Annotated in this window: 17 protein-coding genes and 3 pseudogenes; 13 read left to right on the top strand and 7 right to left on the bottom strand. The window is 62.8% G+C overall.

All coding sequences use genetic code 11. The features are described from left to right. Positions 1–125 precede the first annotated feature (125 nt). The 6 genes from NKH93_RS30305 (at position 126) to NKH93_RS30280 (ending at position 10,554) form a co-directional block, all read left to right on the top strand. The gene (locus NKH93_RS30305) at positions 126–4,376 is read left to right on the top strand and encodes a PLL family lectin (RefSeq protein WP_352974791.1); all 4,251 of its coding nucleotides are present in this window, start codon (positions 126–128) and stop codon (positions 4,374–4,376) included. Next, positions 4,373–7,903, top strand: coding sequence for a hypothetical protein (locus NKH93_RS30300; protein WP_352974789.1), 3,531 nt, complete (start codon positions 4,373–4,375; stop codon positions 7,901–7,903). The genes NKH93_RS30305 and NKH93_RS30300 overlap by 4 nt, the downstream gene beginning before the upstream one ends. Positions 7,904–8,886: 983 nt before the next feature. Beyond that, positions 8,887–9,099 carry a DUF982 domain-containing protein gene (locus NKH93_RS30295; protein ID WP_352517489.1) on the top strand — a complete coding sequence of 71 codons (213 nt, stop codon included), beginning with the start codon at positions 8,887–8,889 and terminating at the stop codon, positions 9,097–9,099. A 238-nt stretch (positions 9,100–9,337) separates the two neighbouring features. After that, positions 9,338–9,514 carry a hypothetical protein gene (locus tag NKH93_RS30290; protein WP_352528379.1) on the top strand — a complete coding sequence of 59 codons (177 nt, stop codon included), beginning with the start codon at positions 9,338–9,340 and terminating at the stop codon, positions 9,512–9,514. A gap of 174 nt (positions 9,515–9,688) precedes the next feature. Continuing rightward, a complete protein-coding gene (locus NKH93_RS30285) occupies positions 9,689–10,048 on the top strand; it encodes a hypothetical protein (RefSeq protein ID WP_352974786.1) in 360 nt (119 codons plus the stop codon). Beyond that, entirely contained in the window at positions 10,045–10,554 is a 510-nt protein-coding gene (locus tag NKH93_RS30280; RefSeq protein ID WP_352974853.1) for a hypothetical protein, read from the top strand. The genes NKH93_RS30285 and NKH93_RS30280 overlap by 4 nt, the downstream gene beginning before the upstream one ends. An 805-nt stretch (positions 10,555–11,359) precedes the next feature. On the opposite strand, the gene NKH93_RS30275 is transcribed toward NKH93_RS30280, so the two are convergent. Continuing rightward, positions 11,360–11,578 carry a KTSC domain-containing protein gene (locus NKH93_RS30275; protein WP_023722567.1) on the bottom strand — a complete coding sequence of 73 codons (219 nt, stop codon included), beginning with the start codon at positions 11,576–11,578 and terminating at the stop codon, positions 11,360–11,362. A gap of 905 nt (positions 11,579–12,483) precedes the next feature. On the opposite strand from NKH93_RS30275, the pseudogene NKH93_RS34400 reads away from it, so the two are divergent. Both NKH93_RS34400 and NKH93_RS30260 read left to right on the top strand, forming a co-directional pair. Beyond that, positions 12,484–12,749: pseudogene (locus NKH93_RS34400) on the top strand (IS630 family transposase); the annotation flags it as partial. A gap of 102 nt (positions 12,750–12,851) precedes the next feature. After that, positions 12,852–13,313 (top strand): phasin, encoded by a 462-nt coding sequence (locus NKH93_RS30260; RefSeq protein WP_352974851.1) that lies wholly within the window; start codon positions 12,852–12,854, stop codon positions 13,311–13,313. Positions 13,314–14,117: 804 nt separating this feature from the next. Here the strand turns inward: NKH93_RS30260 and NKH93_RS30255 are convergent. From NKH93_RS30255 to NKH93_RS30245, 3 genes are all read right to left on the bottom strand, one after another. Then, positions 14,118–14,534 carry an integrase core domain-containing protein gene (locus tag NKH93_RS30255; RefSeq protein ID WP_352509699.1) on the bottom strand — a complete coding sequence of 139 codons (417 nt, stop codon included), beginning with the start codon at positions 14,532–14,534 and terminating at the stop codon, positions 14,118–14,120. Beyond that, the gene (locus NKH93_RS30250) at positions 14,531–14,914 is read right to left on the bottom strand and encodes an IS3 family transposase (protein ID WP_352509700.1); all 384 of its coding nucleotides are present in this window, start codon (positions 14,912–14,914) and stop codon (positions 14,531–14,533) included. The genes NKH93_RS30255 and NKH93_RS30250 overlap by 4 nt, the downstream gene beginning before the upstream one ends. 94 nt (positions 14,915–15,008) lie before the next feature. Then, complete coding sequence (locus NKH93_RS30245; RefSeq protein ID WP_352509701.1) at positions 15,009–15,263, bottom strand: transposase; 255 nt, start codon at positions 15,261–15,263, stop codon at positions 15,009–15,011. 491 nt (positions 15,264–15,754) lie between these two features. Between NKH93_RS30245 and NKH93_RS30240 the strand changes: the two genes are divergently transcribed. Beyond that, positions 15,755–16,039, top strand: coding sequence for a hypothetical protein (locus NKH93_RS30240; protein WP_352453834.1), 285 nt, complete (start codon positions 15,755–15,757; stop codon positions 16,037–16,039). 426 nt (positions 16,040–16,465) lie between these two features. Here NKH93_RS30240 and NKH93_RS30235 read toward each other — a convergent pair whose 3' ends face one another. The 3 genes from NKH93_RS30235 to NKH93_RS30225 form a co-directional block, all read right to left on the bottom strand. Continuing rightward, positions 16,466–16,954, bottom strand: coding sequence for an RES family NAD+ phosphorylase (locus NKH93_RS30235; RefSeq protein WP_352974849.1), 489 nt, complete (start codon positions 16,952–16,954; stop codon positions 16,466–16,468). A gap of 104 nt (positions 16,955–17,058) precedes the next feature. Then, complete coding sequence (locus tag NKH93_RS30230) at positions 17,059–17,769, bottom strand: antitoxin Xre/MbcA/ParS-like domain-containing protein (protein WP_352974777.1); 711 nt, start codon at positions 17,767–17,769, stop codon at positions 17,059–17,061. 598 nt (positions 17,770–18,367) lie between these two features. After that, entirely contained in the window at positions 18,368–22,882 is a 4,515-nt protein-coding gene (locus NKH93_RS30225) for an nSTAND1 domain-containing NTPase (protein WP_352974775.1), read from the bottom strand. A gap of 243 nt (positions 22,883–23,125) precedes the next feature. Between NKH93_RS30225 and NKH93_RS30220 the strand changes: the two are divergent. The 4 genes and pseudogenes from NKH93_RS30220 to NKH93_RS30205 form a co-directional block, all read left to right on the top strand. After that, positions 23,126–23,248: pseudogene (locus NKH93_RS30220) on the top strand (tyrosine-type recombinase/integrase); the annotation flags it as partial. A 282-nt stretch (positions 23,249–23,530) separates the two neighbouring features. Next, a complete protein-coding gene (locus NKH93_RS30215; RefSeq protein WP_352509706.1) occupies positions 23,531–24,763 on the top strand; it encodes a serine hydrolase domain-containing protein in 1,233 nt (410 codons plus the stop codon). A gap of 45 nt (positions 24,764–24,808) precedes the next feature. Then, positions 24,809–24,910, top strand: a pseudogene (locus NKH93_RS30210) (IS21-like element helper ATPase IstB); the annotation flags it as partial. A 199-nt stretch (positions 24,911–25,109) separates the two neighbouring features. Further along, on the top strand, positions 25,110–26,687 hold the full coding sequence (locus NKH93_RS30205; RefSeq protein WP_352509707.1) for an HD domain-containing phosphohydrolase: 1,578 nt from the start codon (positions 25,110–25,112) through the stop codon (positions 26,685–26,687). Positions 26,688–26,912 lie beyond the last annotated feature (225 nt).

The raw sequence follows: 26,912 nt of genomic DNA, 5'->3' as shown, positions 1-26,912 counted from the left end.
GCTGCGGTGAACATGGGAGAGGCGACCAGGTTTAGGGGCTCCGCTGGTCGGACAAACGACAGCAACAGGGGATGACGACGGCTCGATGACAGGTTGATCCAGTCCCTTCGTCTGGGAGTTGCGGCATGGACAAGTCCACCCTCCGCCACCGCGTTTCGGTCGCTATGTGGGACGAGTGGAGGCTGCACGCCTTCGTGCGTGGTGACGACGGCAACGTCGAGCACTTCTGGCCGAGTGATGGGGACCTGATGTTCGGTCCCGAGGATCTGGGGGGTAAATTCGACACCGACCCGATCGCGACGTTCGGGCCGGGCGGTCTCCATCTCGTCGGCCGGGTCGGGTCGCGGCTGGTCGACTGGGTGTGGCCCGCAGCGGGGGAGCCCGCGCTTTTGGGAGCGCCGCAAGAGCTGGTCCTGCCTGGGCTGGCGGTGGCGGATCCTGATGTGCTCGTGTCCGGTGGCGCGCTCCAAGTGTTCGCACCGAGCTTGGACGGCCCGATGCGACGCTGGTTCCTGACCTCGCTGGACGAGGGCTGGCAGGGGCCGCATGTCCTCACCGAGGACATTGCCGATCCTTCGGAGCGACCCTGTGCCGTTCGCCGGCCCGATGGCCTGATCGACGTGTTCTCGGTCGACACCGACAACAACGGCTTGCGACACTGGTTCCAGAGCGGTGGCGGCTGGGCGTCTGAGCACCTGTCGCGCTCCGTCGACGGCCAGAGGCTCGAGGGTCGGCCCACCGCACTATGGAGCGGGGAGCGTCGGCTGGACGTGTTCGCTGTCCGCAACGACGGGGTGCCCATCCACTGGGGGTTCGACGGCCAGACCTGGTTCACCGACGAGGTGCGAGTAGGAAGTCCGGGTGCGAAGCCGGGCGAGCTGACCCTGATCAGCCCGGGGGAGCGCCGGCTAACTTTGATCGCGAGCACGAACGGTGCCGGTGCACCCCAGCTGTCTGGATGGGACCTGCACGACCAGCCGCCCTTCGGATGGCTGGGCCCCCAAGATCTGGAGGGGGGCAGTACGCCGACTACAGTCTGGCTCGCCCTGACCTCGCCGGACGACAGTAGCAGCCCCTCGCAGGGCCAGATGAACACGCTGTCCCGCACCGCTGACGGCTCATTCTCCTACCAGCTGTGGACCCTAACGAACGAGCACTCGATCGATGGCAGCTTCGGCTGGGAGAGTGCGCCCCACTTACTCAAGCTGGCCGAGCCACCATACCCACCGGAGACCTTCACGCCTGCGAACGTCGACCCCAACCTTCTCGCGCGGCGTCCCGATGACCTCGTGCTCATGGGCCTGCGATGGAACGACGCAGTCCAGATCGAGCCCGGGGAGCCGACTGAGCTGGTCGCCAGCGGGGGTGCGCAGCTCAGCGTGACGCTCCCACCACAGCACGTGGCCGAACAGGTGGTCGACGGGAGAGGGCCGGCCACACCGTCGATTGACCCGCAGTTCACAGGCGGAGTCCCGGTCTGGAGTGCGAGCGCGTCCGGTCCGAGCCGCGTCGTGGTGTCTTTGGAAGCCGGCACCCGCGTACCTCTCACAGTCGAGGGGGTATTGGAGGCACTGCTGCACGGTGCGCTTGTTCCTTCGTCCGATGCGACCGACACGGGCACCCAGATTGAGCTACCCTATCGGTTTCTGATGACCCCGTTCCGTGACGGCGAAGTCGCGATTGGTCTCGACCATGCGCCCACGTCGGTCCAAGGCCCAGGCGGCGCGGTCGGGCTCTGGAACACGAGTATCTCGGCATCGGGTGTTGTTTCTGGCCAGCCCGCCGGGCTCACCCTGCGACCGCTAGCCGTCGACAACCGCGATCCGTTCCGCACCAGTCTCTCGGGACCGTCCCGATCAACGATTCTGCGAGAGGAGGCAACGGCGGATATCCACCGGTTGCGCCTCAGTGCGCTAGGCGGCACATTGGCCGTTGCAGGGACGTGGCCGACGTTCGAGTGGGACCACGTCGCAACCCTCGGTCGTGACCAAAAGGTGCGGACGGCGACCCAGGGCGTAATTTACCCCTACGGCAACCGCGCCATGTATGTTGAGACGAGCGAACGCCAGTTAGAGGCGACCGCTGAGGGTTCGGTGGCCCACCTGCGGAAGCGGTCGGTACTGATCATTACCGAACCCGTCCGCGACCTATCCCCTTCGCGCGCCTTCCCGTTCCAGCGGGTGGAGTTCCAACGGACCCTGGTCGACTTCGGCGCAGACCCGGTCTTCGAGGGAAAGAAGACGTTCCCCGTCCCAGGGGTCGACGAGCTCATCGCGACACAGTCTCGATTTAGGTCGTGCGCTAGGGGCCTCAGGGAGACGATCGACGGCGGCGATATGGGTCCCATCGCGGGTCAGTTGCCGGTGGAAGACCTAGCGTTGGGCGGCGGAGGGATCGCGGACGAGGTGGCTCGAGCCGCCTCGCAGTATGTTGATTTCTTCGTCGAAATCGCTCGCATCGAGGAGCAACTGCGGGCGCTGCAGCTCTTCACCAACGTGCCCGTGGACGTGTTCATGGTGCCGGGTGGCGTCGATACCCCCCTGCGCTTCCCGATCCTGCTGTCCGCTGCCTCGGCGCAGGTACAGGTGGACGTGCCGGTCGTCTTCGTCGCCGACATCCGCAGGCCCGACGGCCTGCTCCACCCGTCGTACCGCTCGCTGGAGGATCCGGAGATCCTGACGGGGGTGGAAGCCGCCTACATCAGGGCCGGCGACGGTGAGGTGGCGATCGCCCCTACACGCATCGACATGGTGGGGTCCGGGCTTGGACAGGCGACTGACCGGCCGGAGGTACGTCGCCTTCATATCGTCGGCGAGCCGCGCGACGGCGGCTTCGTTCCGAGACTCGGGATCGCACCCGAGGCCGATGAAGACATCCCTCCTGATCGGCGGTGGGGCTTTGCGATGGCCCTGCCCGAGATCGGGACGCTGTCCGGTCAGGTCGCCGCCTCCACACCCGTCCTGCGCATGGCGCTGAGCACCGAACTGCTTAGCGGCGCTCCCGACCCGAGGCTGCTCTTCCGCACTCCGAAAAACGTCGATGCAGTGACGGCTCGGTTCTCCGGCAATTCGTCGCGCAGCGGAGGCCTGTCGGCCCCGGACTTGAAAATCAACGCAGTCTCCCGGGCGGGCGGGCCGGTGGACGCGGCGACGTTCCTCGCCCAGGTGACCGGCGGCGACCTCAGGCCCGCAAGCTTCCTCGACGAGTCTGCATCACTGCTCGGCTTCTCTCTCATCGACCTGATCAAAGACGCCGCGCTCACTGGCACGCCGGAGATCCTCGCCGACCCGACTCCCGGGCGCCCGCCCAGGGTGACCATGACGTGGCTGCAAGTGCCGTTGCAGACCAAGGACTCCTTCCTGGCAGCCGACGACGCCACCATGGACATCGAGGTCGTGCTGTCGCCGACCGAGCACCGGGTTCGTTGCACCGTGTCCAACGTCGCCCTTGCCTTTCCGACCACCGACGAAGACGACAAGCTGCTTGAGGTCCGCTTTAAAAGGCTCGAGTTCTTACAGGAGGGCAGCAACGTCCCATCAATTGACGTTGATCTGAAGGGAGCCCAGTTCTTCGGCTTCCTCAAGCTGCTTGAGGACCTGCAGAATTCCGTGAAGTTTGCCGGCGGGACTCCCGGCGTGCACGCCTCCGACACGGGGGTCACCGCAACGTTCGACCTGCCGGTGCCCAACGTCACGACCGGTGGCTTCCAACTCACCGGACTGACGTTCCACGGTTTCGTCGACGTGCCGTTCGACGAACGACCGGTCAGCATCGGGCTGGCCTTTGCTAGCCGGCAGGACCCATTTAACGTCAGTGTTCTGGCGCTCGGAGGCGGTGGGTATGTCGACATCGTGCTCGACAAGTCCGGCCTTAGACAGCTGGAGATCGCCCTAGAGTTCGGGGCCAGCCTTGAGATCGACTTCATCGTCGCCTCCGGCGAAGTACACGCTATGGGCGGCATCCGCGTCGTCAAGGACGAGGAATTTGACCTCGAGGCTTACCTGAGGTTCGGCGGGATGGTCGAGGTTTTGGGTCTGGTGTCAGTTTCGATTGAGCTGCTGGTCACCCTCACCTGGAAGGCGGACCGCGAAGCGCTCGTGGGCCAGGCCACACTTGTGCTGGAGATCGATCTGTTCCTGTTCAGCGACAGTGTGGAGATCGACAGCGGCGAGTGGACGATCGGCGGTGACGACCGGCAGGTGAACCAGCCGCTGCCGCCGCCCAACATACCTCCCGGCCCCCGATTCGCGCTCGATCCGGCGCTGGGGCTCGATCTGGGGCTCGGCTTCGCCGCCACCGGTGGCGCGGTGACCCATCTCGATGTCGACGCCTGGCGCGCATATCGCGCTGCCTTCGACGAGGGAGCGCTGCCGTGAGTACACTGACCCTGATCCCCGTGCCCGGTGGCCGGGTACGCAATGGCAAAGCGGTGCTCAGCGTCGTGATAACGCCGCGTCTTACCCAGGCCCTCGCGACAGCGGGCATGGGTGACTGGCCATCGGTCATCAACGCCGCCGCGAACGGATTCGCCGTACACACGAGGGCGACAGGCAGCACCACCGCGGACGCCAGCAGCCCAACGGCGACCCTCCTCTCCGTGGCTCGCACCGACGTCTGGGAGGCGTTTTTCGGCACGATTAGTGTCACCCCGGCCACGGCCTCGCCCCGCGGCTACCACCCACCGGCCGTTCTGGAGACGACCAAGGACGCCGCCGCCGTGCGGCAGACCTACCTCAACACCGCAATGGCCATCGGCAGTCCCGAGGCGGTCGAGCGCGAACTCGACAAGTGGCATGGCGAGGTGGCCCGGCCCACGCAGACCGAGCGGGACACGGCCGTAGGCCGCGTAGGTGCGCCCGACTTCCACCGCGCCGTAGCGATGCTGCGCGAGCATCCGCAGATGCTGAGGCTCCTGGGCCTGATCGTGGACCTTGAGCTGGAGGGTCTCCCGCAGGCGGCCGCGCGTGAGGTGTCGGTGACATGGGACGGCTCGCCGGTGAACGTCGTACCCCGTTGGACGAGGTACGAGTTCGACGGCAATCTGTTCCTCCCGACGGCGTCTGGCGATGTCGGCCGCGGCGTGGTTGACCTGCGCGACGAGGAGCGATGGCGGATCGTCGGCTTCGACGTCGACGGCGCAGTGGGCAAGCTGCGTGGGGCTGCACGGATGCTCGCCACCGACCGGTCGCGCCGGGCGGAGGGCGCACCGGCCGACGGGGGGCGGCCAAGCCTTCCGCCCTTGCGCTCGGCCGGCCTGATGCTCACGCGCGTCGGTCGTAAGGAGCAGCTCGCCCAGCGCAGCGCGCAGAGCCTGGCCGCGTCAGCCGACGAATTGGCCGACAAGGTGCTTACCGCCGAAGATCTGGTGCTAGGCTACCGCATCGACGTGCGCGTGGAGGACACGGACACGTGGTTCTCCTTGCACCGCCGCAACGCCACCTATCGCATCGGAGACCTGCCAGAGATCAAGGTCGTTGACGAGGAGGGCCACGTCAAGGCGCACGCGGCCGTGATCGACGAGAAGGGCCTGCGCACCGACGAGGTCGTCGCTCGATGGGATGGTTGGAGCCTATCAGTGCCGCGTCAGCGTCTGGACGGGGCGCCCAGCCCCAATCGCCGCTCGGCGTTGGAGATGCCTTACGACTTCGAAGTAAAATACCGCGTGGTAGACGCCTCATTGGTGGAGCTGGAGTTCGGACGCAGCTATCAGCTGCGGGCCCGGGTGGCCGACATCGCCGGCGGCGGGCTGGCTCTGCGGGACCCTGCGGTGGGTGACGCAGCTAGCACTACGGCCTATGTGCGCTACGAGCCAGTCCCGCCGCCCCAGGTTGTCGTTCCTCCCGGACTCATGGTCGCGGACGCGTTTCAGCCGGGGAATTTCCGCATCGACGCTGCGGTTCTCGGCCCTGGAGGTTCCTTGGAACGCCTGGTGATCCGGTCGGAGCCCGACGGCGACGCATTCACGACGGTGCCGTTTGCCGACGACCCGGTCTACCCGGTCAACGACCACCGCACCGTCGTGGCGCCGGTGACGACCTTTTCCCTCGCCGAGCAGCACGGCGTGCTGCGCCTGACCGACGAGCAGGGCTTGTCGCTTGCGTCGCTGGCGTTCGCCAACGGTCAAGCGGGGGAGGTATCGCTGAACGGCCAGCCGGTGACGCAGCTGCCCGACCCTGCGGCGCTCGGCGTTGGAGTGGCGATCCTGGCGCAGCCCGGCCTGCTGGCGAAGGACGTGCACGACGAGCGACCGTGGGAGGGCGCCTGGCCGACCCGGGCCAGCAAGGTCGTCGAGGTGACGGCCGGACCGGCGCAGTCGATGCCCAGGGTGCGTTGGGTGACCCAGGACGACCCCGGGTCACCCAACGGGTCGTCGTCGCCGCGCGTACAGATAGAGCTGCCACCCGGCTGCCAGGTCGAGGTCGAGGTGACCTCTACGGTTCTGACGGGCTGGATCGACAACTTTGCCCTCAACCGCTTCCTGTCCGAGGGCCTAGCGTCGAACGCCGACGGAAATGCAGCGCAGACCGCCATGTCGACAGGCCGGCACCCCCTGCTGAGCCCGCCGCGCCGGCTGCTCGCCTCGCACGCCGTCCGCCTCCCTTTGCGCGCCGCGCACGGTACGGCGCAGGTCGACCGCGCCCGCGACGAAACAGTGGCCCGGCTGCTTCCGACCGACGACCCGGTCTGGGGTATACACGTGCCGAGCACCGGCTCTGTGCGGGTTGGCGCGACCTGGCGGGAGTGGGGCGACTCGGCCGAGCCGACGACTGCTTCGGCGTCGGTGGCACAGCTGAACCTGCCCCGGGGCAGCACGGCGCTCCCGCCCGTAAGCCACGACTTTGGCGACACCAAGCACCGGACGGTGGCGTTCGGCCTGACTTCGATCAGCCGCTTCCGCGACTGCTTCGCGGATACCAGGAACGACCTCTTTGAGCTGCCGGGGACCCTGGAAGATGTCTCCGTGCCCAGCACGGCCCGACCACGGGCCCTGGTCCCGCTCTCGGTGGTCCCCGCATTCCGCTGGGAAGAGGACCGAGCCGCCGGCACCGTGACGCGCCGCCGCCGGGGTGGCCGGCTTCGGGTCGAGTTGGCCCGTCCCTGGTTCACGACCGGAGAGGGCGAGGCGGTCGCCGTGATACTGTGGCCGTGGGAGGAGACCGCGCTGCCCGCGGAGTTGCGCGACCAGGTGACCTGGTGCAACCGCGACCCGATCCACGCGACGTCCACGCTGCCCGCGCTCGCGGCCGAAGCGCAGTTCACCGGTGCCCAGCAAGCCGTCGACGTACCGATTGCGCCCGGGGGCCCGGTGGTGCGCGCGCTCGTCTACCCGGTGTTCTTCCACAACGACCACTGGTACGCCGACATCGAGCTGCCCGGCGTCGCGTCTGCGTCGTACGCGCCCTTTGTGCGGCTGGCGCTCGCTCGGTTCCAGGACCAGAGCCTGGTAGGCCCCGACCTCGACCTCCGGATGTCGTCGGTCGTGGCAACCGACCTAGCGCCCGCGCTCCCCGACCGCACCCTCACCGTTGCTCGGGAGGGCGCTGGTTTCACGGTGACCCTCGCCGGGCTGGCCCGCGCCTTTACGGGTCAGCCCAACCGAGTGTTCGCGTCGCTCGAGCGCCTCACAGGTCCGGCCGGCGTCACCGCGGGCGACCTGACCTCACTGACCGCGGGCGACCTGAGCTTCTCCTCCTGGAACCGCGTGTCCGGCAGCACCGCGACGGGCGTCGTCGGTGACGCGCTGGCCGTAGTGGTGCCCTCCGGCGTAGCGGGTGACCTGCGCTTGGTGGTCCGAGAGGTCGAGGAGATGACCGAGAACGTCACCGCCCTCGGCATCGACGCACCGGACGAGCTGGCCGACCGCACCGTGTTCGTCGACGTGGTGGACCTGTCGACCCTGTGACGTCGCGGGCTGAGTGCAAGTCCGAATGTCGGCCATTCTCGCTGTCCGCCTAAGCCTAGCCTAGCCGTCACGGCGGAGGCGCGCGACCGAAGTTTCAGGGACAGGCTGGTGGCGCGGCTTGAGGAAATTATGCCGCGTCCGCGAACGGTCCGATATCCTAGTCTAGTCCAGCCTGCGCCATGTTGATGTTGCACGCGCCGCCTGGATTCGCACGTGTTAAAGATTCGGAGGCTGTCAGGCGGTGAACTTTCGCGCTCGCCTACGAATGTCAGCTGTTGGGTTCCGCAACGCCAATCTGAACGACCGCAATCTGGCGCTGAGCTGTCATCGGCATCGCGCAATTCGAACTTCGCCGCGGTGGATCTTCACCTGTTCCCTGGTGTCGCTTGGCGTTAAGATGAGAATGCGGTCGCTTCGGTTAGGTTTGGCAATTAGTTGCGAGAATGGGGCAGCCCGGATTCTCAATTTAACTGTAATCGCATCAGCGTGAAGATCATGAATTCTTTGAAGTTCATACCCTGTCTTCGGGAAATTCGACCCCGTTACGTTGCCGACGCTGCTTCTCACATTAAATGTGAATGGCCCGGTATGATTATCAAATTAAGTGCACGTTTTCAAATTAAGTGCACAGCTAACCAACTGAAATGATTGACATGCGATTCTCATAATTAACTGCAAAGGGACATCCCCAGAAATGAGTATTGACTTCGTTTCCGATATCAGCGCCGGCAACTGACCAAGGCATAGCGGGCTCGTAACGATAAGGACGGTTCTCGCTATTTGAGGACCGCAACGGGTTGCCGAGTCTAGTCTGAGCGATCAAGCCCGCGCTCTGGACGAGGTCCCATCCTCACAGAATGTTCGCCCACCGGGCCAAACGTGACGCAACGGAACGGATGGTTCACCCGTAAGGTCTTGGGGAGATTGCGAAAGGAGACCAGCATATGACCTGCGAACGAGACGTCGGCACGTTCGAAGAGCCCGTGACCGTTTTGCTGTCCTCGGGCAAAGTCAGTGTTTCGAGCACCCGCGAAGCCGCCGAAATGCTGCTTTACCGCTGGCCCATTGGAGAAACCGGGCGCCGCATCCAGGCTCGCATGGCGTGCATGAAGGTGCTCGGCGGCGGCAGCGCACCGGAGATAGCGCGCGTGGCATTTCTCAGCGCCGCCAAGGAAGCGAAAATCCTGAACGCTTGACATCTCGTCAATGCGTGCCCCACCACTGTCCATCGTGCATCACTCTTGCAGCGGCCATTACTTTTGTGCAAACATCGTGCGTCGATCATGCGGAGACGCCGACGCGAGTTGACTCGCTCTATGGCGAGTTCGACGTAGAGATCTGACGGCCGCGGCAACCATGCCCTGATTGAGGAAAGCAGCTTGACCGGCCGTCTCGGACTAGCCGCGGGCCTGTCCGGATCTGGTGTAGCAAGGCATGGCTGCTGTGCTCGAGGTTTTCGACGCGATCCCGCTCGGCGCATACATGGCAATCGTCAATGAGCTGCGCGGCCGCGTTCATCAGGGGCATGCCCTTGCCGGCATCCTCTATGTGCACCTCCGGCGCCTCACGAGGGATCGCTATCGGCAAATGAGACTATTCGGTCCCGGATGACCAAAGCTGACGCATTTCGTTCCGCCGCCGCTTGGATCGACCAGTCGCTCGCGCATGTCGCCGAGGCAGTGGAGCGCATGCCCGATGACAGGTTCCTCGCGAGCACCAGGCCGCGCACGATGAGCCGCGCTCGCCGTCTGTCGACCTGGTTGCCGCCGTGCTTGAGCGCGAGCGGTGGCGCCGGGTGGCCTGAAGGTCGCGACGAATGAAACACCGGCCCAGTTCAATCCGCGCGACGTCCTTCAAAGCTGGGGGATCGATCTTCACCAAGCGGTCTGCGGCCTCGACCGCAGTTCGTATCCTGCCGCACAGCGCGAGATTTTCGGCCAGCATTTCTTCAGTGCGTTGAAGCGCGAGCTCGGTCCGGTGGATGCGCTGCCTGGCATTGGCAACTTCCGATGTCAAAAGATCGGCTGCCATCCCGTGGCCGTGGGGTTCCATAGTGTCCATGGGTTTCTAATACATGGGGGAAGATATCGTTCCCTGATGTCGGGCGAAACGGCGGGCCGCAGAAAAGCGCGATGGGCCGAATGACCAATACGCGCCCTGTCAAAACAGCGCCGAAAACAGGCGAACGGCTTCGGCCGCTCTACATCCCACGGGCAGAGGAGATCACGGTCCAGAGGGCCATTGATCTGTTCAGGTACGACTACAACGTAAGCGAAGACACACTCAGGCGGCTGGTGATCAAGCACCGTCTTCACAACCAGACAATGCCCGGTGTTCCGTGGAGAATAAGCGCTCCCGGTTTGGCTATGGCGCTCGCCGGCGATGATGACGCGCTTGCGCGGTTGAGGCAGGACGTCGCGAGCACCCGGACGCCGTCAGTGCCTCATCGCGAGTTCGGACCATGGCTGCGCGACCAGCCTATCACCTACGATTTGGCTTTGAAGGCGATCGTTGCGCGTACGGGCCTCTTCAATCAGGGCTGGAAGGACAGTGCCGATGCGATCTTCCATACCGACGGCACTGTTCCCAAAGGACCGATCGCCTTGGTCGAGGTGCAAGGTTACGTCTTCGCAGCATACCAACCGCGCTGAACGCTCGCACCTACCAAGCCGGACAGCGTTACTGGTCGCTGCACGTTGCTGCCATCGCGCGCGCGGCGCTAGCGCCAACATAAGGAAGACGTGGGGCTTGAGGCCCCACACCCCCACTCCGTTCCGCTTCGCGGACGGATATGCTTGCTCCCTCGGTCGTGCGGCGCTATCCGGTGTTGAGCCATATTGCTTTTGAGAATGAAGGATGCGGCTGATCGCCGTCGCATAGCGGCTGATCTCGGCGTCGATCTGGCTGGGGTAAAGCCTCGGCGTTCGAGCTTCTTCCGCTCCTGTGACTTGTCGATGCCCGGATTAGAACCGACAACATCGCGACAGGCTATGAGGGCAGGCCGCATGACGGCCGGTAGAGGACGAATCGAAGCACTTCGTCTACTGCCCAGTCTGCGGCCAAACGTTCGACGCGCGCGATCTTGGACAGGTCTTCCACCACGCTGAGCCGCAGCACCAGCCGCTTCCGGTCGAGCAATAGTCCAGCTAGTTGAGCTCCGGCGGCAGACCGACGTTGAGACCCTTCAGCGCGCCACCGACGTACGTTGGATGAGAAAAGGGTGCTGCGTGCACCGCGCCTTCCCCGCGCGCCGATGCTCCACCTGGACCGCAAAAAAGTCCCGCCGCACTGCCAGAACGGCGGGAGCGATCAAACGCTTTGCACCAGGCGGGGGGATGCGGGGGGTGGGCTTGCCAAGTGAGCGCGGACCGTAACCAACCCTAAGCGCCACAGCGGCAACGCGTCCACCAACCGCCGGTTGGAGCGACAGGACGATTGAGCCGCCGGCAGGTCAGGTCATCCCGGGTCGCTATCGCTCGCAACCAGACGGTAGCGGAAATTGTTGCGGATGTGGTCGTTGAAATAGCGGCCCTTGGCGAACGCGGCCCGGAACGCGGCAAAGGTTTCCGGCGGTACCCCCTCAAACTCGTACCGCTTCCCGCTGGCGACGAACCACACCGAGAGGGTCCTTCTATCCAGATCATATTCCATCTTGCGGATCGAAGTAGATGGCATGAGCACCACAGGCCGAGGCCCGCGCCCTTGCGGGGAGCGCGGGCCGATCGGGATACCGATCTGCAGCAATACCTGGAGGGGGAGGATTCGCTGCGTGCACCGAACTTTCGCGGCGGTCCCGTGTTCCCAATCGAGATACACAAAAAGCTAGCTGCACCTTTCGGCATCACGCGGACGTTGGATTTTTGAGAAAGCGCGAGCGTCAATTTTCCCATGAGATAGGCACGCTCCACGGCGAAAGGAGTGCCCCGCCATGACCGTCCTCGCCTACAACCTTGCCATGACATCAAAGGATCGTGGAGGGTCGTCTTCGTGCCGGACGAACTGCATCTGTACGTGGAATTCAGCCAGCGAGACGCCGACACAAACCCGGTTGATTGGATGAGCGTTGATGATTTCCTTGCATGGCGGCCGAAAGGCGCACTCCACAAGCGAGCGCGCGACAGCTTGGTTTCGCTCATTTGCAAGGCGTTGACAGGGCGATGAGACAAGGGAGAACCCGCGCCGAGATCAAGTGCGAGCGCCGCGGGTGGGATTCGACGTTCCGAAGGCACCGCGACGATGCCGCCAACGCGATAGCTAAAGCTCTTATCGGTGAGGCGCGCGGGCTTGGCTTTGAAGCGTCAGCGGAGCGACATTTGCACCTTTCGCTCGGTGATCGCATCTTGATCCTGACGTGATGAACGCACTGGCTGATTACGCTGGGCGGCGCGAGGTGGCCCGTCTTGCGGTTATGCTCGATCTGGGCAAGTTGCTGCGCTGGATATTCAAAACCGTTGCTCCTGAACTCAGCGCAGATAGCGAATCGTCCAGGTTTCCTGGGAATCGACGACCATGTTTGAGCATGAATCCGCCAACCTGCTGACGATGCATGACCAGTGTATCGACCGCCGCTGAGCAGGCGCACACCAGATCCCGCATGGGCACCGCGAGGCGAGAGGATAAAAGCCAAGGCGCCGAACGACCATTGGAAGATCGTGACCTTCCTGGCGGCGCTGCGCCACGACCGTGTCGATGCACCATCGCTCATCCACGGACCGATCAACGGCGAGAGGTTCAAAAATCTATGACGACAAAGTTCTCGTCCCACCCTCAAGCCCGGCGACATTGTCGTCATGGATCATGCCTCGGCAGGCGAAAAGTTCAGCGGGTTAACGCTGGGATAAAGAGGATGGTGCGCCGCACAAAAATATTGCAATGCACTACAAATGCCGTAACGTCAGTTTCGTAGATGAATGAGACGGCTTTTGTGAAGGGCCGCCCGCTGAAAAGGATGGAAACTATGGCCAAGACCGCTGACACCGTTGAAAATTCCGAATTCCCGACCTTCGACCCGTCGATGGCTACCGACCAGATCCGCGCTGTCGCCGAAAAGGGCCTCGAGCAGTCGAAAGAAGCCTATGCGAAATTTGCCTCAGGCACCGAGACGACCCAGAAGGCGCTGCAGTCGAGCCTCCAAACCTCCAAGACCGTCGGCAACGAGCTGTCGCTGAAGACAATTGCTGCTCTGCGCGCCAATGCCGAAGCCGGTTTCTCGCACCTCGAAGCCCTGGTTGCCGTGAGGGCGCCCTCCGAGTTCCTCGAGCTGCAGGCTGCCTTCTTGCGCAAGCAGGTCGAACTGACCGTAGAGCAGGCCAAGGAATTTCAGGCCGTGACGACCAAGGCTGCCGAAGATATATCCAAGCCAATCAAGGATGTCTTTCAAAAGGCGATGAAGGATCTCAAGGTCGCCTGATTGAGTCTAGGCGATCGGAGATACCCGCAAAACGACGCCCTTCTCCAGCCGCCTTTTTCTTTTGGGCTGACCGGCTATGTGTCTCTTACGTCAGCTTTGGAAGGCGGGCCTCGGTTTTTGATCGCTGGTCGTCTAGCGACGCGTTCATGTCTCTGATGGCATCGATAATTTGCTCCAAGGCTATTCCGAGCTGACTTTGAGCGCGGACTGGCTCGCGCGGCGGAGCTTGCCGTCCAGGGCAACACCTATATGCGAGGTAGCCGAGAACGATCCGGAGCTTAAGCGCGCTATCGAGGCGGCAGAGCAGACCCGAGAGGGGCCGGCAGAAGTGCAGGGCAAAACCCCTGCAAATGTCGATGCCGTGACCGAACAGCAGCGAGATCGTCGCCCCGAGGAGGCCGAGCGCCGGCCGGACGAACCGTCCGACCTGGGTCGACCGTAGATGCTACAAATCGGCTGCAGGATAAGTTAGACAGCGACAAGGAGGCCGCACAACGCGGCAGCGAAACGACGCGGACCGATCCGGCGCAACAGCATATCCCTCGCCTCGAGGAGTTGGGCGCGACGAACTATAAAGAAGGGAACGCGACCGCGACGACCGGGTCCGTTAGAGGACCACGTTCAATCGACAGGTTTACGTTTACCAGAGCAACGACCCGAAAGGTGACGAGGGGTTTGGCAAGCTATCTGTTTCGTTTTCTTCTTGGGCGCACTGCAGGTTGCTTAGGAAACGGTGTCTGGCTGGTACCAAAATTTCATGCAGTGGAGCAGCGAAATGAGTGCGCCCCTGAAGGTGGACAGATATCAGGCTGCTGATTTGCCAGTCTGCCGGATGGGTTGATTCTCGAACTGCTGCGGGCTCAGATATTCGAGCGCCGAATGGAGCCTGCGTTTGTTGTAGACCTCCTCGATGAAGCGGGGACGGTGATCAATGACGTCGTCGAAGGTTTCGAAGGCCATCGGGTAGACCGCCTCGACCTTCAGCGTCTTCATGAAGCTCTCCGCCTTGGCGTTGTCGTAAGGATTGCCTCTGCGGCCCATCGAGCCCGTCAGGCCGTTTGTTTCCAGCGCTTCGCGGTAAATCTGCGCAGCGTATTGGGAGCCCCGATCGGAATGATGAATGCAGCCGGACGGCGGCTGGCGCCGTTCAATGGCCGCCTTCAAGGCTGCCATCGTCAGCCGCGCATCGATCGATCGGCCAATGGCGTAACCGGCGATCATGGCGACCAGGCGTCGAGAATGACTGCGACGTAGACGAAGCGGGTCGGCAGCGCGGCATAGGTTATGTCGGAGACCCAGATCTGGTTCGGGCCGGTTGCAACGATGTCCCTGGCCAGGTTGGGGAAGATCGGGCCATCATGATCGCTGTCGGTGCTGGCCACGAAGCGCCGCCTGATCCTGGGCTGCAGATCATGCTCGTGCATCAGGCGCCGGATCTTCTTGTGGTTCACGACGAGGCCTTGCTGACGCAGCGCAGCACCGACACGGCGATAACCGTAGAACTCGAACTCGTCGCTGATCGAGAACGTTGCCTCGACGATCGCGGTGTCGTCGGCCGGGTTCTCCAGGGGATCGTAGTAGGTGGAGCGCGCGATTCCCATCAACCGGCATCCTTCGGCAACGCTGATGCCGCAGGGCCGGTGATGACGGATGTAATCCCGCTTCTCGGCCGCGGTGCGTTTCTCAGAGTCCCCTTTAGAAACTCAGTTCCAGAGCCTGCTTACCGACCAACCGTTCGAGCGCTGCGATCCGGGCTTCGTATTCCTGGATCAGGTCAGCGGCCTGCGCATCATCGTCGAACGCTCCTTGCTCATATTTGCGCACCCAGATGCGGATCAGGTTGCGCGAGACATCGTGATGCTTAGCCAAGCCGTGCAGCGTCTCGCCGGCGATGAACTCCTGCGCGACCTGGCGTTTGAACTCGATGCTGTGACTGCGGTGCTTTGCCATGGGTTCTCTCTCCGAAAACCCGGAAGGCTGGTCAATCCACACATCCCGATCTGTCCACCCTCAGGGGCGCACTCCAAAATGCCGGCTTTTTTGGCCGGCTTTTGGCCGTTCTGATAGTTGCGGGCCTGCGCCACTCAAGTCTTATCCAAGGATAAGAAAATGGCAGACGAACCGAACCGGAATCCGACCGCTGATGAAATAGCCGGCATGCAGTGGTGGAATTCACTTACCGAGACTGAGCGCGCGGACTGGCTGGCCCGGGCGGATTCGGCAGTGCCTGCCGAGGCTTGGGCAGCATATAAACGTCAAGGAACGCTCGATCTACAACCTCCTGGCGGGATCCACTAGAGCGGCTGACAGTCGCTCGCGGGAAGGTGGCCGGCGCCGTTTGGGGGCGTTGGGGTAGATTTGCCTGTTAGGCGCCGGCCAGGCGGGATTGGGGTCTCCCGCCGCAGGAAGAAGCTAACAGAGGCAAGTGAAGTGGGTATGGCGTGATCGCGGAAGGTGGCCCGGAGCACGGCACCGGCCTCTCCGGAAATCGCTTGCTAGTAGCGCCAACCTTGCTTGAATTCGTCGATGAACCATCGCTCGACGTCGTCCCGCACCGAAGTGCTGCTTCGGAATTTCAAGTGGCCCGGCGACTTCTGCTCAAGCCAAGAAAAGAAATCGGAAAATCTTGGATTCTCTGGCTGATGAGGAAGCCCGCGCTCTTCAGCCCATTTTGTGCAAAAGTAGCGAACACCCTGTTCTGCTTCATCCCTAGTCATGACGGGTGATCACCCAAAGGCAAGTCTTCTGTTCCGACACAAAAGCAAGGCGCCGACGACGCTGGTGCGTTCGAACGGCAGCGTGCTAGCCATCCGCGTCCCGCCGATCAATTTGAGACGGCAATTGAGACCGACAACCCGCCGAGCTTTACGGCCAAAGGAAAGTCGGCGGCCCATCTTTCAATGAGCATTGCCTGAACCCACCGACCTGCGGATTGCCAGTGGCCCCGCGATTCGCAGCTTTGCCGGAACAGAGGCGTGCCGTCTAGCAATGTAGGCGTGTACCGTTCCAGGTGCGGAAGTTTTCGAGACTTCTGCCTTAAACCCTCTCAGCCATTGCTCCAGATGTGATGTTTTCATGCCATCCTGCGTCACACGCCAGCGCTCGCGTTGCGCAGCACGAGTGATCTAGGTTAGAGATAGCCCGACGGCTCCTTACGAAAGGTCGCCGCGGATAACCCGAACGTTCAGCTGCCTCAACGCGGGCACGAGTTCGGCATGCCGTTCGAGCGCCGTGGCCCGTCGGGCCTTGAGCCTGCCCTCAACGGCGCGGTCGTAGACCGCCACGCATTCCGCTCCGGTCAGCCGCGAATAGTAAAGGATCCCGTCAACTGCGAACCCGTTAAAGAGAGCCTGGCTCAGCTTCCGGCCTTCCTCCTGTTGTTTGGCACGTGCAGCGTCGGTGCTGATCCCAAGCCGCAGCAGGCCGGTGGTCCGGACGTCGATCGCCGTCAGGGGCGACGTAGCAGAGACTTCGGACACGGCCCAGCCAGCGATTTCCGAGAGATGCAGCATGCGGTAAGATTTTCCCTCGAACCTGTCGCGAATAATCGTCTCGGCGATCGCCGTCGCCAGGTCGCGAGCAATGTAGAGGACCATGAAGGACCGGTCGGGGCTTGCGAAGCGCGATTGTCCGAACCCCATGCCCAATGGAGTAGCTGCGTACTCCTGTCGCATTGCCCGCAGGTAGTGTTGCGGCTGGAACCTAATTGCCAGGTCCGCGACGACTTCGGCGTCAAGCTCCACGATCAGCCGAAATCGAACTCGGCGTCAGCGACGACCTCATCGATGCGCCCAGCCTTGAGTCGGTCGAGCGGAGTTTCGCCGGTGTCGCTCACATGCTGCTGGGTCAGCCACAGCCACGTCGCACGAGGATTCCCGATGATCTTCGTGATCCGGGCCATGTCCTCAACAGGACGACCGTCGACGAATTGGGCGAGCGGAAATACGTGCTTCCGCTCGCCCTTGAGCAGTCCGATCACGGCTCCCCGCCTTTGCCAATCGTGCAGGGTCGAACGCTTCGTCCCGAACATCTTTTCGATCTCGCCGGGACCGGCGACAGGACCAGCCCAATCCTCAAGGCGTGTCGGCGTTGCATATCCAGCGAGGCGCAGCCGGCCCTCTTCAAGATCAAAGACCTTCCCGCGGCCTGCGCCTTGGCTGACCTCCAGGGGCTTTTCGACCTCTACTGGAGCAAGTATCTTACTGGGTCGGGCGAGCTCCGTAACCACATTCTCCACTGCTCTCGCCAGTGCCTGTTCGTGCGCAGCGATCTGGCGCTGCTCGGCAGGGGACAGACGAGACGTTACCGCCGTCAGCGCGGCGACCGCCTTGCCGGCGGCTTTCAGAGCGGACTTGGATATTCCTGGATGCCGTCGCGATAACACATCGAGAATGTCAGCGACCGTCTCACGATCGACCTTTGCATCTGCGCGAACTGCCGAGTTGCGAGCGTTCATAACGACCACCATTGGTACCATATTTCTCGCCCTAGATAGTACGGATTGTGCGAAATGTCCAGATTGTAGTCTGGCAAATTTGCACCTTTGGCTGGTGATCTGGACCCATTCCGGACCTTCCTGACGCCGGATCCCTTTCCCGAAAGGCGGCGTCCACAGAACCAACGCTCATGACCCGAAAAGGACCTCTGACCATCGCATGGCGAATGACCGCTTCGCGCCCGATTTCGGTCATTGACGTAATCTCTGCCGCGGCCTCAGAGCTGACATCTCGCGCGATATCGCTGGCAATCATATTTTCTGGCGAACGACAGCGAACCAAATGGAGGACGGATGCCCAAGGTCAAAGGTCAGAACGCTCTCAACAAGGAGCGCGCCAAAACAGAGAAGCTACTCAAAAAGTGGAATACACGGCCTTGAAGGAGACCGGGGTGGAATCCAAGCGACCCGACCTCCCAAACCTAAAGATCGAAAAGCGAGGGAAGTAGCGCGGCCACTCGCGTACTGCTCCCCCCGCAAAACTATGGAAGCAGTGCGATTGCGGCGGCTACGGCGTAGCAGTCGAGATAGCGTCACCGGCCATGGACTTTGGGCGACATCAGCTTGGACAATCACCAAGGTCGCTTTCGACGGGAAGGAAGAAGCGACGCCGTTCGCACGCGGTCAGTTCGCGTGGAACAGTTTGCTTCGCGAAATCGATGAGATCTTGGGATGTCTGAAAAACCCGTATGAGGCGAACGTCTTCATCATAGGGCACGATCACGACCCTCGTTCCATCTGAATTGAAGGCCGCGCGTATCGGTGCCGGCCGCTTGTGCTCATCCTTCGAACTGGCAAGCACTGCCATCTCGCGTCCTGTCCGCGCGTCCCAGAGCCGGGCCGTGCCGTCCTGAGTTGAGGCTGTCAGGACATAGTGCCCGTTAGGACTGAATTGCGCACTGGTCGCTGCGCCGGTGTGCCCCCTGAGAACGACCCTTTCCTTTCCGTCCAGGACGCTCCAGATTCGTGCGGTGCCGTCGCGTGAGGCAGTCAGAAGCGACTGACCATCCGAGCTGAACTCGACTTCGGTGAGCTCATCGCGGTGACCACTCAGGATGGCGAGGGTGCTCCCGTCCTTGACTGTCCAGATCCGCGCGCTGTGGTCGAGCGAGGCCGTGGCGACCAGTTGGCCGTCCGGACTGAACGTTGCCCCGGTTATTCGACCCTCATGCCCGACCAGTTTCTTCAGTTCGGTCCCGTCCGTTTTCAACAGGTGCGCGGCATTGTCGCTGGTCGCGGCGAGGACGAGATCACCGTCCGGGTCGAAAACAACCTGCGCACTGGTTTGGATAGTGGAGACCTCGGCGCCAGTCGCCGCGTTCCACAACCGCGCGGTGCCGTCGGTCGAACTCGCCTCCAGGAGGTCTCCTTTCGGACTGAACTGAATTTGAAACAGCCCGCCTGGAAATTTGAGCCGTGCGATCTCGCTCCTGCTCGCGACGTCCAAGATGAGGACTCGGCCCGCGAGGGATGCAGTTGCAATGCGACTTCCATCGGGGCTGAACATTGCGTTCTGGACGATTTCGTGCGTATCGAGGTCGGCCAGCTTGCGACCGGTTACCACATCCCAAAGGTGCACAGCGCTGTCCCCGCCTCCAGTCAGAAGATGCATATTGTCGGGACTGAACACCGCGAAGGTGGGACGATTTGCGTTGGACAGGGTAGTCGTCAGAATTCCGTCGACGTCCCAGAGGCGAGCGGTGCCATCATGTGAAGCCGTGAGAAGAATATTGCTACCGACTGGGTCGAACTCAAGGTGCTCGATCAAGGCACGATGGCCAGCGATGGTGGCGAACAGCGACGCTCGACCGACGTCCCAAATGCGTAACGGACCGTTTATGGAAGCGGTGGCCAGGAGGCGATCGTCGGGGCTGAAAGCGCTGTTCATTTCCTGATCACGGTCGTCCCCGGCGTCACTCTGTTTCAAGTTCGGGGACTCTTGGCCGAGCACGTCAATTAGCCCTCCAGAGTTTCCGTCCCAGAGACGCGCGCTACCATCGAGTGATACCGTTGCAATTCGGCGGCCGTCGTGACTGAACGTTGCGCCTTGTAATTGGGTGTCGCTCTTGTGGCCAAGGAGCCTTGCGATTTCGGTTCCGTTCGATGGGTCCCAAAGCGCGGGGACACTGTCAAATGAAACTGTGTACCACGTGCCTACCAACAGCCGACTTCCATCCGGGCTGAATGTGAGCTTGGATGCAAAACTGCCAATAAAACATTGATGGATCAGCGCGCCATCTTTCGCATTCCAGATGAAAACGGTCTGTCCTTCTGAGGTCGCAAAGCTGCGACCATCCGGGCTGAAGCCAGCCAATCCGTCTCCACGGCTGTCTACGCTCAGGATCTTCGTTCCAGTTCGCGGGTCCCAAAGCGAAGCCTGATTGTTTCCGGCCGCGGTCAGCACGCGCTCGCCGCTTGGGTCAAAGACTGCTGTAGGAAAGGAGCCGCCTACCGGCTGAAGAACAAAAAGCTGCGCTCCAGTGTCGGCATCCCAGATGCGCGCGGTCCCGTCCCTTGCCGCTGTAATGACCCGGCGTCCGTCCGGACTGAATCCGGCTCTCTCCACAGGTCCCTTGTGGCCCTTCAGGATTGCAATCTCTTTACCATTCGCGACATCCCAAATGCGCGCGGTCTTATCGTAGGATGCAGTGACGATGCGATCGCCGGTTCGATTGAAGGCTGCCTGCGTCACTCCGGCGTCGTGTTTGAACACCGCCGTTTGGCGGTGTGCCAACAGAGCGTTGAAAAGTGCGGCCTCTGCTTCAAAGAGATTTGGCCGCGCGGCTCCCGATCCGCTCTTCGGCAGCGCCTCCAGCGCCAACAGGATCGCGGCCTCCGTATCGCCGCTCGCCGCGATCTGCTGCGAAAGAAACGAAAGCGAAAGAGACTGATTGCGCAGCGCCTGATCGCGCGCCTCAAGGGCCCCCTTTTTGGCGGCCATCGCCAACTCGGCTTGCCGTGTTGCTGCCTGTTGTGCTCTGAACCCGAAGAACGCGCCTGCGCTGGCCATAAGGGCCAACGCCGTGGCGACGATGGCCGCATAGCGCGTGCGTCGCGCGAGCCGGCTCGCAGCCGCGGCCGCAAGACTGCGGCGCTCGGCCTCGCGCTCCAGGCGCTCCCGCTTTGCTGCTTCAGCCGCCTCGATGAGTGCCCGCTCTGCCTGCCTGTCCTTCTCCTCTCTATCCGCCTCAGCACGCGAAGACGTCTCAATGTAGTCGACGATCTGATCGTCGACTTCTACCCGTCTCGACTGCAGCAATTCCTCGCCCTCGGCGAGCCGCTTGCCGGACGGCAGGAGAAGCTCCCGGTTCCGGTTGTCGGCATGCCAGCGGTTGGCGTCAGCCGCGACCCGAGCGCGGGTCTCGAGGAAGCTCCGGTTCGCATTGACAATGTCGCTGGCGCGCGGCCAGCGGCTCAACAAAGCTTCGTGTGCCACGCGCACGTAGACGTGGCCTGCGGCATCCTCATCACTGACGAGAAGGCGAGCGGCGACCAACGCCTCAACGAGAGCCAATCGTTGAGGCGTGCCCGTGACTTCCGCGCGCAAGGCCGGACGCGCCGCAACTGCCTCATCGCTTGGGCGCACCGTGGTGAGGGCACGCAATACGACTGGTAGCTCCTCCTGGATGTCCGGCGGGAGAGCGTCTACGACTTCGTCAGCGCGGCGCGCGATCGCCCCTTCCAAGCCGCCAAGTGCCTGATACGCAGCAAAGGTGAGGATCCGGCGCTCTCGCCCCGCATCGTACAGAGCGTCGAGCACAAATTCGAGAAGCGGCAAAGATCTAGGATCAGCAGCTGCTGCCTCCTGCAGGACATCATCCAGCCGGCCCCGTTCGGCTGTCTCCTCGTAGCGCAGCCTGGCGGTGCGTGCCGGCTCGCGGATGATCTGGGCGATCTCAGCGCCGGTCGGCGGCAGGAGTTCATAGCTGCCGAGGCCATCCTTGAGTGCCCAGAAACCCGGGACCTCGCCGCAACGATGAAAGAAATCCGATCGGATCGTCGCGATCACCCAGACCAGTCCGCTGCTGGCGAGTGCCGCGAGGAGCCGTACTAGCACTTCGCGCGATGCCGGCTCCGTCGTGAACAGCTCCTCCATCTGATCGATCGCCACTACCAATCGCACTTGTGAGGAGGCTGAACCTGCGGCGGCCGCCGCTTTGGCGTGAGCCTGGCGGACGAGCGCCAGAGCTCGATCAGGCGAACTCCAACAGAGTTGAGCCAGCGCTGCCGGTTCGCAAGCCAGCTCCGGCAGGGCGCCTTCGCGAAGCAGCCCAGCGGCCAGCGAGGCGACCGCATCAGGGGCGTCGGAAGGGCGGATTAGGCAGCGGCGCCAAAACTTGATGCCAGCCGCTGCACCGGTTCGAGTGATGGAAGGCAGCAGCCCTGCTCGAAGGAGAGAAGACTTGCCGGAACCGCTCATACCATAGATGAGCAGGAATGCCTTGCCGTTGGCGGCCTGCTGCTCCAGGCGTTCGATGCAGGCAGCAGTCGCCCGAGCTCGGCCAAAGAAGAGGTCGGCGTTTTCGAACTCGAAGGGGTTGAGACCTCGAAAAGGCGACGTGACCTGCTCCTCTGAAGCGAGAGGCACGCGGTACGCGTGCACAGGCCGGGCGATGTTCTTCAACCTTTGTTCGCCAAGATCGACGAATTCGAGCGAGAGCCGATCGCGGGCCTGCGTGTAGACCGCTTCCGAAATGCATATTCCACCTGGAGGTGACAGCGCCTCCAGACGGGCGGCGACGTTCACACCGTCGCCCATGAGATTGTCGCCCTCTACGACAACATCGCCGAGATTGATGCCGATGCGAAAGCGCAGGCGGCTCGACTCGGGCAGCTCAGCATTTTGTCTGCCGACTTGGAACTGGATTTCAGTGGCGCATCGAAGCGCCTCGACGGGGCTTGCGAACTCGGCGATGACGCTGTCCCCAGCGCTCCCGAACACCCGTCCCTGATGTTCCTCTATCAGTCGGTCAATGATCTGACGATGCGTCCGCAGGGTGGCAAGTGTCCCTTCCTCGTCTCTGCCAATCAGCCGGCTGTAGCCAACTGCGTCGGCAGCAAGGATGGTAGCCATTCTACGGTGAACGCGATCCAGGTCATACCTCCCGCCATCTCGGAGCATCCTAACGGAAATGGCGCCCTGTGGGGAGAGGCACCGAATTGGCCTCAAGGGAGCTCTGGCTTACCAACTTCCTTGCCGCATTTGCCGCAGCGCCGCTGACGCTTGTGGTCGACTAGCACTCGTCCGTCCCATAGGCGCTCGACTTCGAGCCGGCTGCGTCCGTTTCTGGTGTGCAAAGTGTGGCCGCAATAGCCGCGTTCGGTCAGTCCGCGTGCAGTTCAGATCCTGCTCGGCCACATCAAGATCGAGAATACAGTGCGGTATCTCGGTGTAGATGTAGAAGATGCCTTAGAGCTAGCCGAGGCGACCGAGGTATGACCAAAAGCGGCTCCCACGATCCCGGTGGGGCCGCGAACTGAAATGCGCCTCATGTCGGTCGTTGAGCAGACCATAGCCCTAATCTCAAAAACGGCCTTCGAGCGAACAGGCGAGATGACACGTTTGCGCCCGAAGTTTGCCGTAGGGGACCGCATTTGGGCATCCTGAGAGCAGACGTCGTCTGCAACTTCACTGGAGGTCAAGCAGGCAACTATTGGCAATAATGCGGGGAGAGCGCAGGATTGTCCAAAGGGCCTTCGCCGGCGACAGGACATTTGCGCGATGAGTCAATTTGGTAGCGAACCAGTTCGTGATCCTGCGGACCTCGGCTTCGACAAGGCGCGGCTGGCGCGACTGAAGCGGTGGATGCAGCGATATGCCGACACCGGGCGCTGGCCGGGTGGTGCGGTGCTCATCGCGCGTCATGGAGAACTCGCCTTTTTCGACTGCGCCGGGCACGCCGACGTCGAAGCCAAGCGGCCTTGGCAGCGCGACCTCATCGCCCGCATCTACTCGATGACCAAGCCTGTCACCGCGGTCGCGCTGATGATGCTGTACGAGGAGGCGCGCCTGCATCTCGACGATCCGGTCGAAGCTTACCTGCCGGAATTCAAAAACAGGCAACTTCTGATACCGGGCGCAACGTCGCTGGACCAAACAGTGCCCATCAAAACGAAGATAACGATCCACCATCTGCTGACCCACACATCCGGCCTAAGCCTTTTTACGAACCCCCGATTGCTCGGTGAAGCTTATGCCAAGGAAAAACTCGGCCTCGCCCTTGCTTACGGTGGGCTCGACAAGATGGTGCGCAGGATCGCCGAGTTGCCATTGGAATGGGAGCCGGGCACGAAATGGCAATACAGCACCGGGTCCGATGTCATCGGCCGCATCGTGGAAGTCGTTTCCGGAATGACGCTCGACAAGTACTTCGCGACTCGCATCTTCGAGCCCCTCGGCATGACCGACACCGGGTTCTCTGTGCCGGGGTCTGAGATCAGCCGTTTTCCCCCGCTCTATGAGGCTATGGCTGGCGGAATGGCATTGCACGAAGCGCCGGAGGTTTCGGAGTGGCGGCAAGGCAAGGTTGATACGTTCTGCGGCGGAGGCGGGCTCGTCGGAACCATCGACGACTATTGGCGGTTCACCGAAATGCTGCGGGCTGGAGGTGAACTCAACGGCGAACGCATCCTCAGTCCCCGCACTTTGAGATTGGCGGCGTGCAATCACCTACCGGGAGATCTTGCCTCGATGGCAACCGAAGTTTGGGCCGAAACCCAGTTTGACGGCGTCGGGTTCGGTCTGTTGGGCTCCGTCGTCCTCGATCCGGCTAAGGCACAAATTTCGGCGCAAGTGGGCGACTATGGCTGGGGCGGGGCGGCAGGCACCTTCTTCTGGGTAAGCCCGGTCGACGACATGGTTGTCATTCTCTTCACGCAACTGCTGCCTTCAAGCGCCATTCCGGTGCGCAAAGAGCTGCGCGCACTCGTCCATGGTGCGTTGACAGGGGCCTGAGACTCGTCAACAGAAACTGCGCGGAGCAACCTTGCGCTTAGCAAGCTGGGCCGGCTCGGCTTCGTCGTGCTCGATGAGCTCTTCGCCCAAGCCGGCGGGCAGTTGCTCTTCCATCTCATCAGCCGGCTTTACGAGCGGACCTCGCTTCCGGCATCGGTCATCTCACGACGATGCCCGCGCAACCTGAATGTCCGCTCTTGAGGAACCGCAGCCTGAAGCTGCCTATCCCCTTGCGGCCCGCAAACGGAACATTCTGTTTCTCGCAGGATAGCACAACCAGGGTTGGGATTTTTCCCTAGGCATTAACGGCAGGCGGGGCTAGCGTAGAGCCACTGGGAGGTGGGCGATGACAGACGTCTCGATCCGCCGGGCGGATTTCATGATGGTCCTCGCTTATGCTTCGGACCTTGCCACCGGCCATTCTCGCGACTTCGCACTGAAATCCTGCGTGCTTGCGATGCGGATTGCCGATCTTGCGGGCGTTTCCGAGCAGGATCGGCGCAATGCCTACCACCAGTCTATGCTCCGCTATGTCGGTTGCAACGCGGACACGGACCTCCTGTCGGCCACCTTCGGCGACGAAATTGCGCTCCGCCAGGATCTTGTCGGTCTCGATATGGGTAACCGGTCGGAGCTGGGCAGAGTCTTCGTCCAGGCTTTCAAGCGGCTCTACTACGATCTTGAGCCCGACGCGCAGGCCAAGGCGATCGAGGCTGGGCTATCGCAGGCGATCGCCGTGGCCCGCCCGGTCCTGACCGCGCATTGCGAGGTCGCGCAACGGATCGGCGAGCGGCTGGGCCTGTCGGAGGAGATGCGACGCAATCTTGGACAGATCTACGAACGCTGGGACGGCAAGGGCCTGCCGCGCGGGCTGAGCGGCGAGGATGTCCTGCCAGCCGTGCGCCTGATCACATTGGCACAGGATGCCATTGCGCTCTGCGATGCCGTCGGTATCGAAGGGATGGCCGAAACCATCGCCAGTCGCGGCGATGGCCCATATGAAGCGGAACTGGCCCGGCTCGTCTCGGCCAACGCGCCGACGCTGATGGAGGGCATCGGCGCGACGGTCGACCGCGCGACCATTTTGGCGCTTGAGCCCAATCCGCCGGTGACGCTGGATGAGGAGGCTTGCGATGAGGCGTTCCTCGCCATCGCCGACATGATCGACATGCGCATGCCGTTTACGCAGGGCCATTCGAGGATGGTGTCGGAACTGGCCACGGGTGCGGGGAAACGGATCGGGCTGCCCGACCCTGACGTCCGCGCGCTGCGCTGGTCGGGCTGCATCCATGACATAGGCGAACTCGTGGTGCCGGTGGCGACCTGGATGCGCAACGGTCCGCTGTCGGTGCGCGAGCGCGACGCGGCGCAGTTGCACGCCTATTATGGCGAGCGGGCGCTGGCCTCGTTCGGCCGCGAGGGCGAGGCGATGGCCGCCCTCGTGCTTCGCCATCACGAACGCCTGGACGGTTCGGGCTATCACCGCAAGGTCCACGGCTCCGACCTGTCCCCGGCGGCAAGAATCCTGGCCGCCGCCGAAGCCTTCCAGACGTCGCGAGAGGAACGTCCGCACCGCAAGGCGTTGTCCAGCGAGGCGGCGGCCACGCAGTTGCGCGCCGCCGTTCGCGAGGGCTGTATCTGCCCCGATGCCGCCGAGGCCGTGCTGTCCTTCGCCGGACAGCCGTCGCGCCGGGCGCCGCCCCGGCCGCTGGCCGGAATGACGCCGCGTGAGATCGAGGTGCTGCGCCTGATCGCCGCCGGCCTTACCGCGAAGGAAGCGGCGCGCAAGCTGGATATCTCGCCCAAGACGGCGGACCACCATATCCAGAGCGTCTATGCCAAGATCGGCGTGACCACCCGCGCCGCCGCGGCACTCTACGCGGTCGAGCATGGCCTTGTCCGGCCGGGCGAGACGCAGGCATAGGGAATACACCCCATGTGCGCCCGCTCCGGGGCGCGCATCGTGATCCTGTCGACGGACCGATGGTGGCCGCGACCGACAGGAGGAAATCAGATGCTTCTCGCAACGACCAAGGTGGCGGACGTCGACCGCTTCATCCGCATCTTTTCGACCAAGGGCGCCGACAAGCGCCGGCTGCACGGCTCGAACGGCGCAACCGTCTTCCGCGACCCCAGCGAGCCCGACCGC

Source organism: Mesorhizobium sp. M0954, from assembly GCF_040319155.1.
Lineage (GTDB): Bacteria > Pseudomonadota > Alphaproteobacteria > Rhizobiales > Rhizobiaceae > Mesorhizobium.
This window is presented reverse-complemented; position numbering and strand designations above follow the sequence as displayed.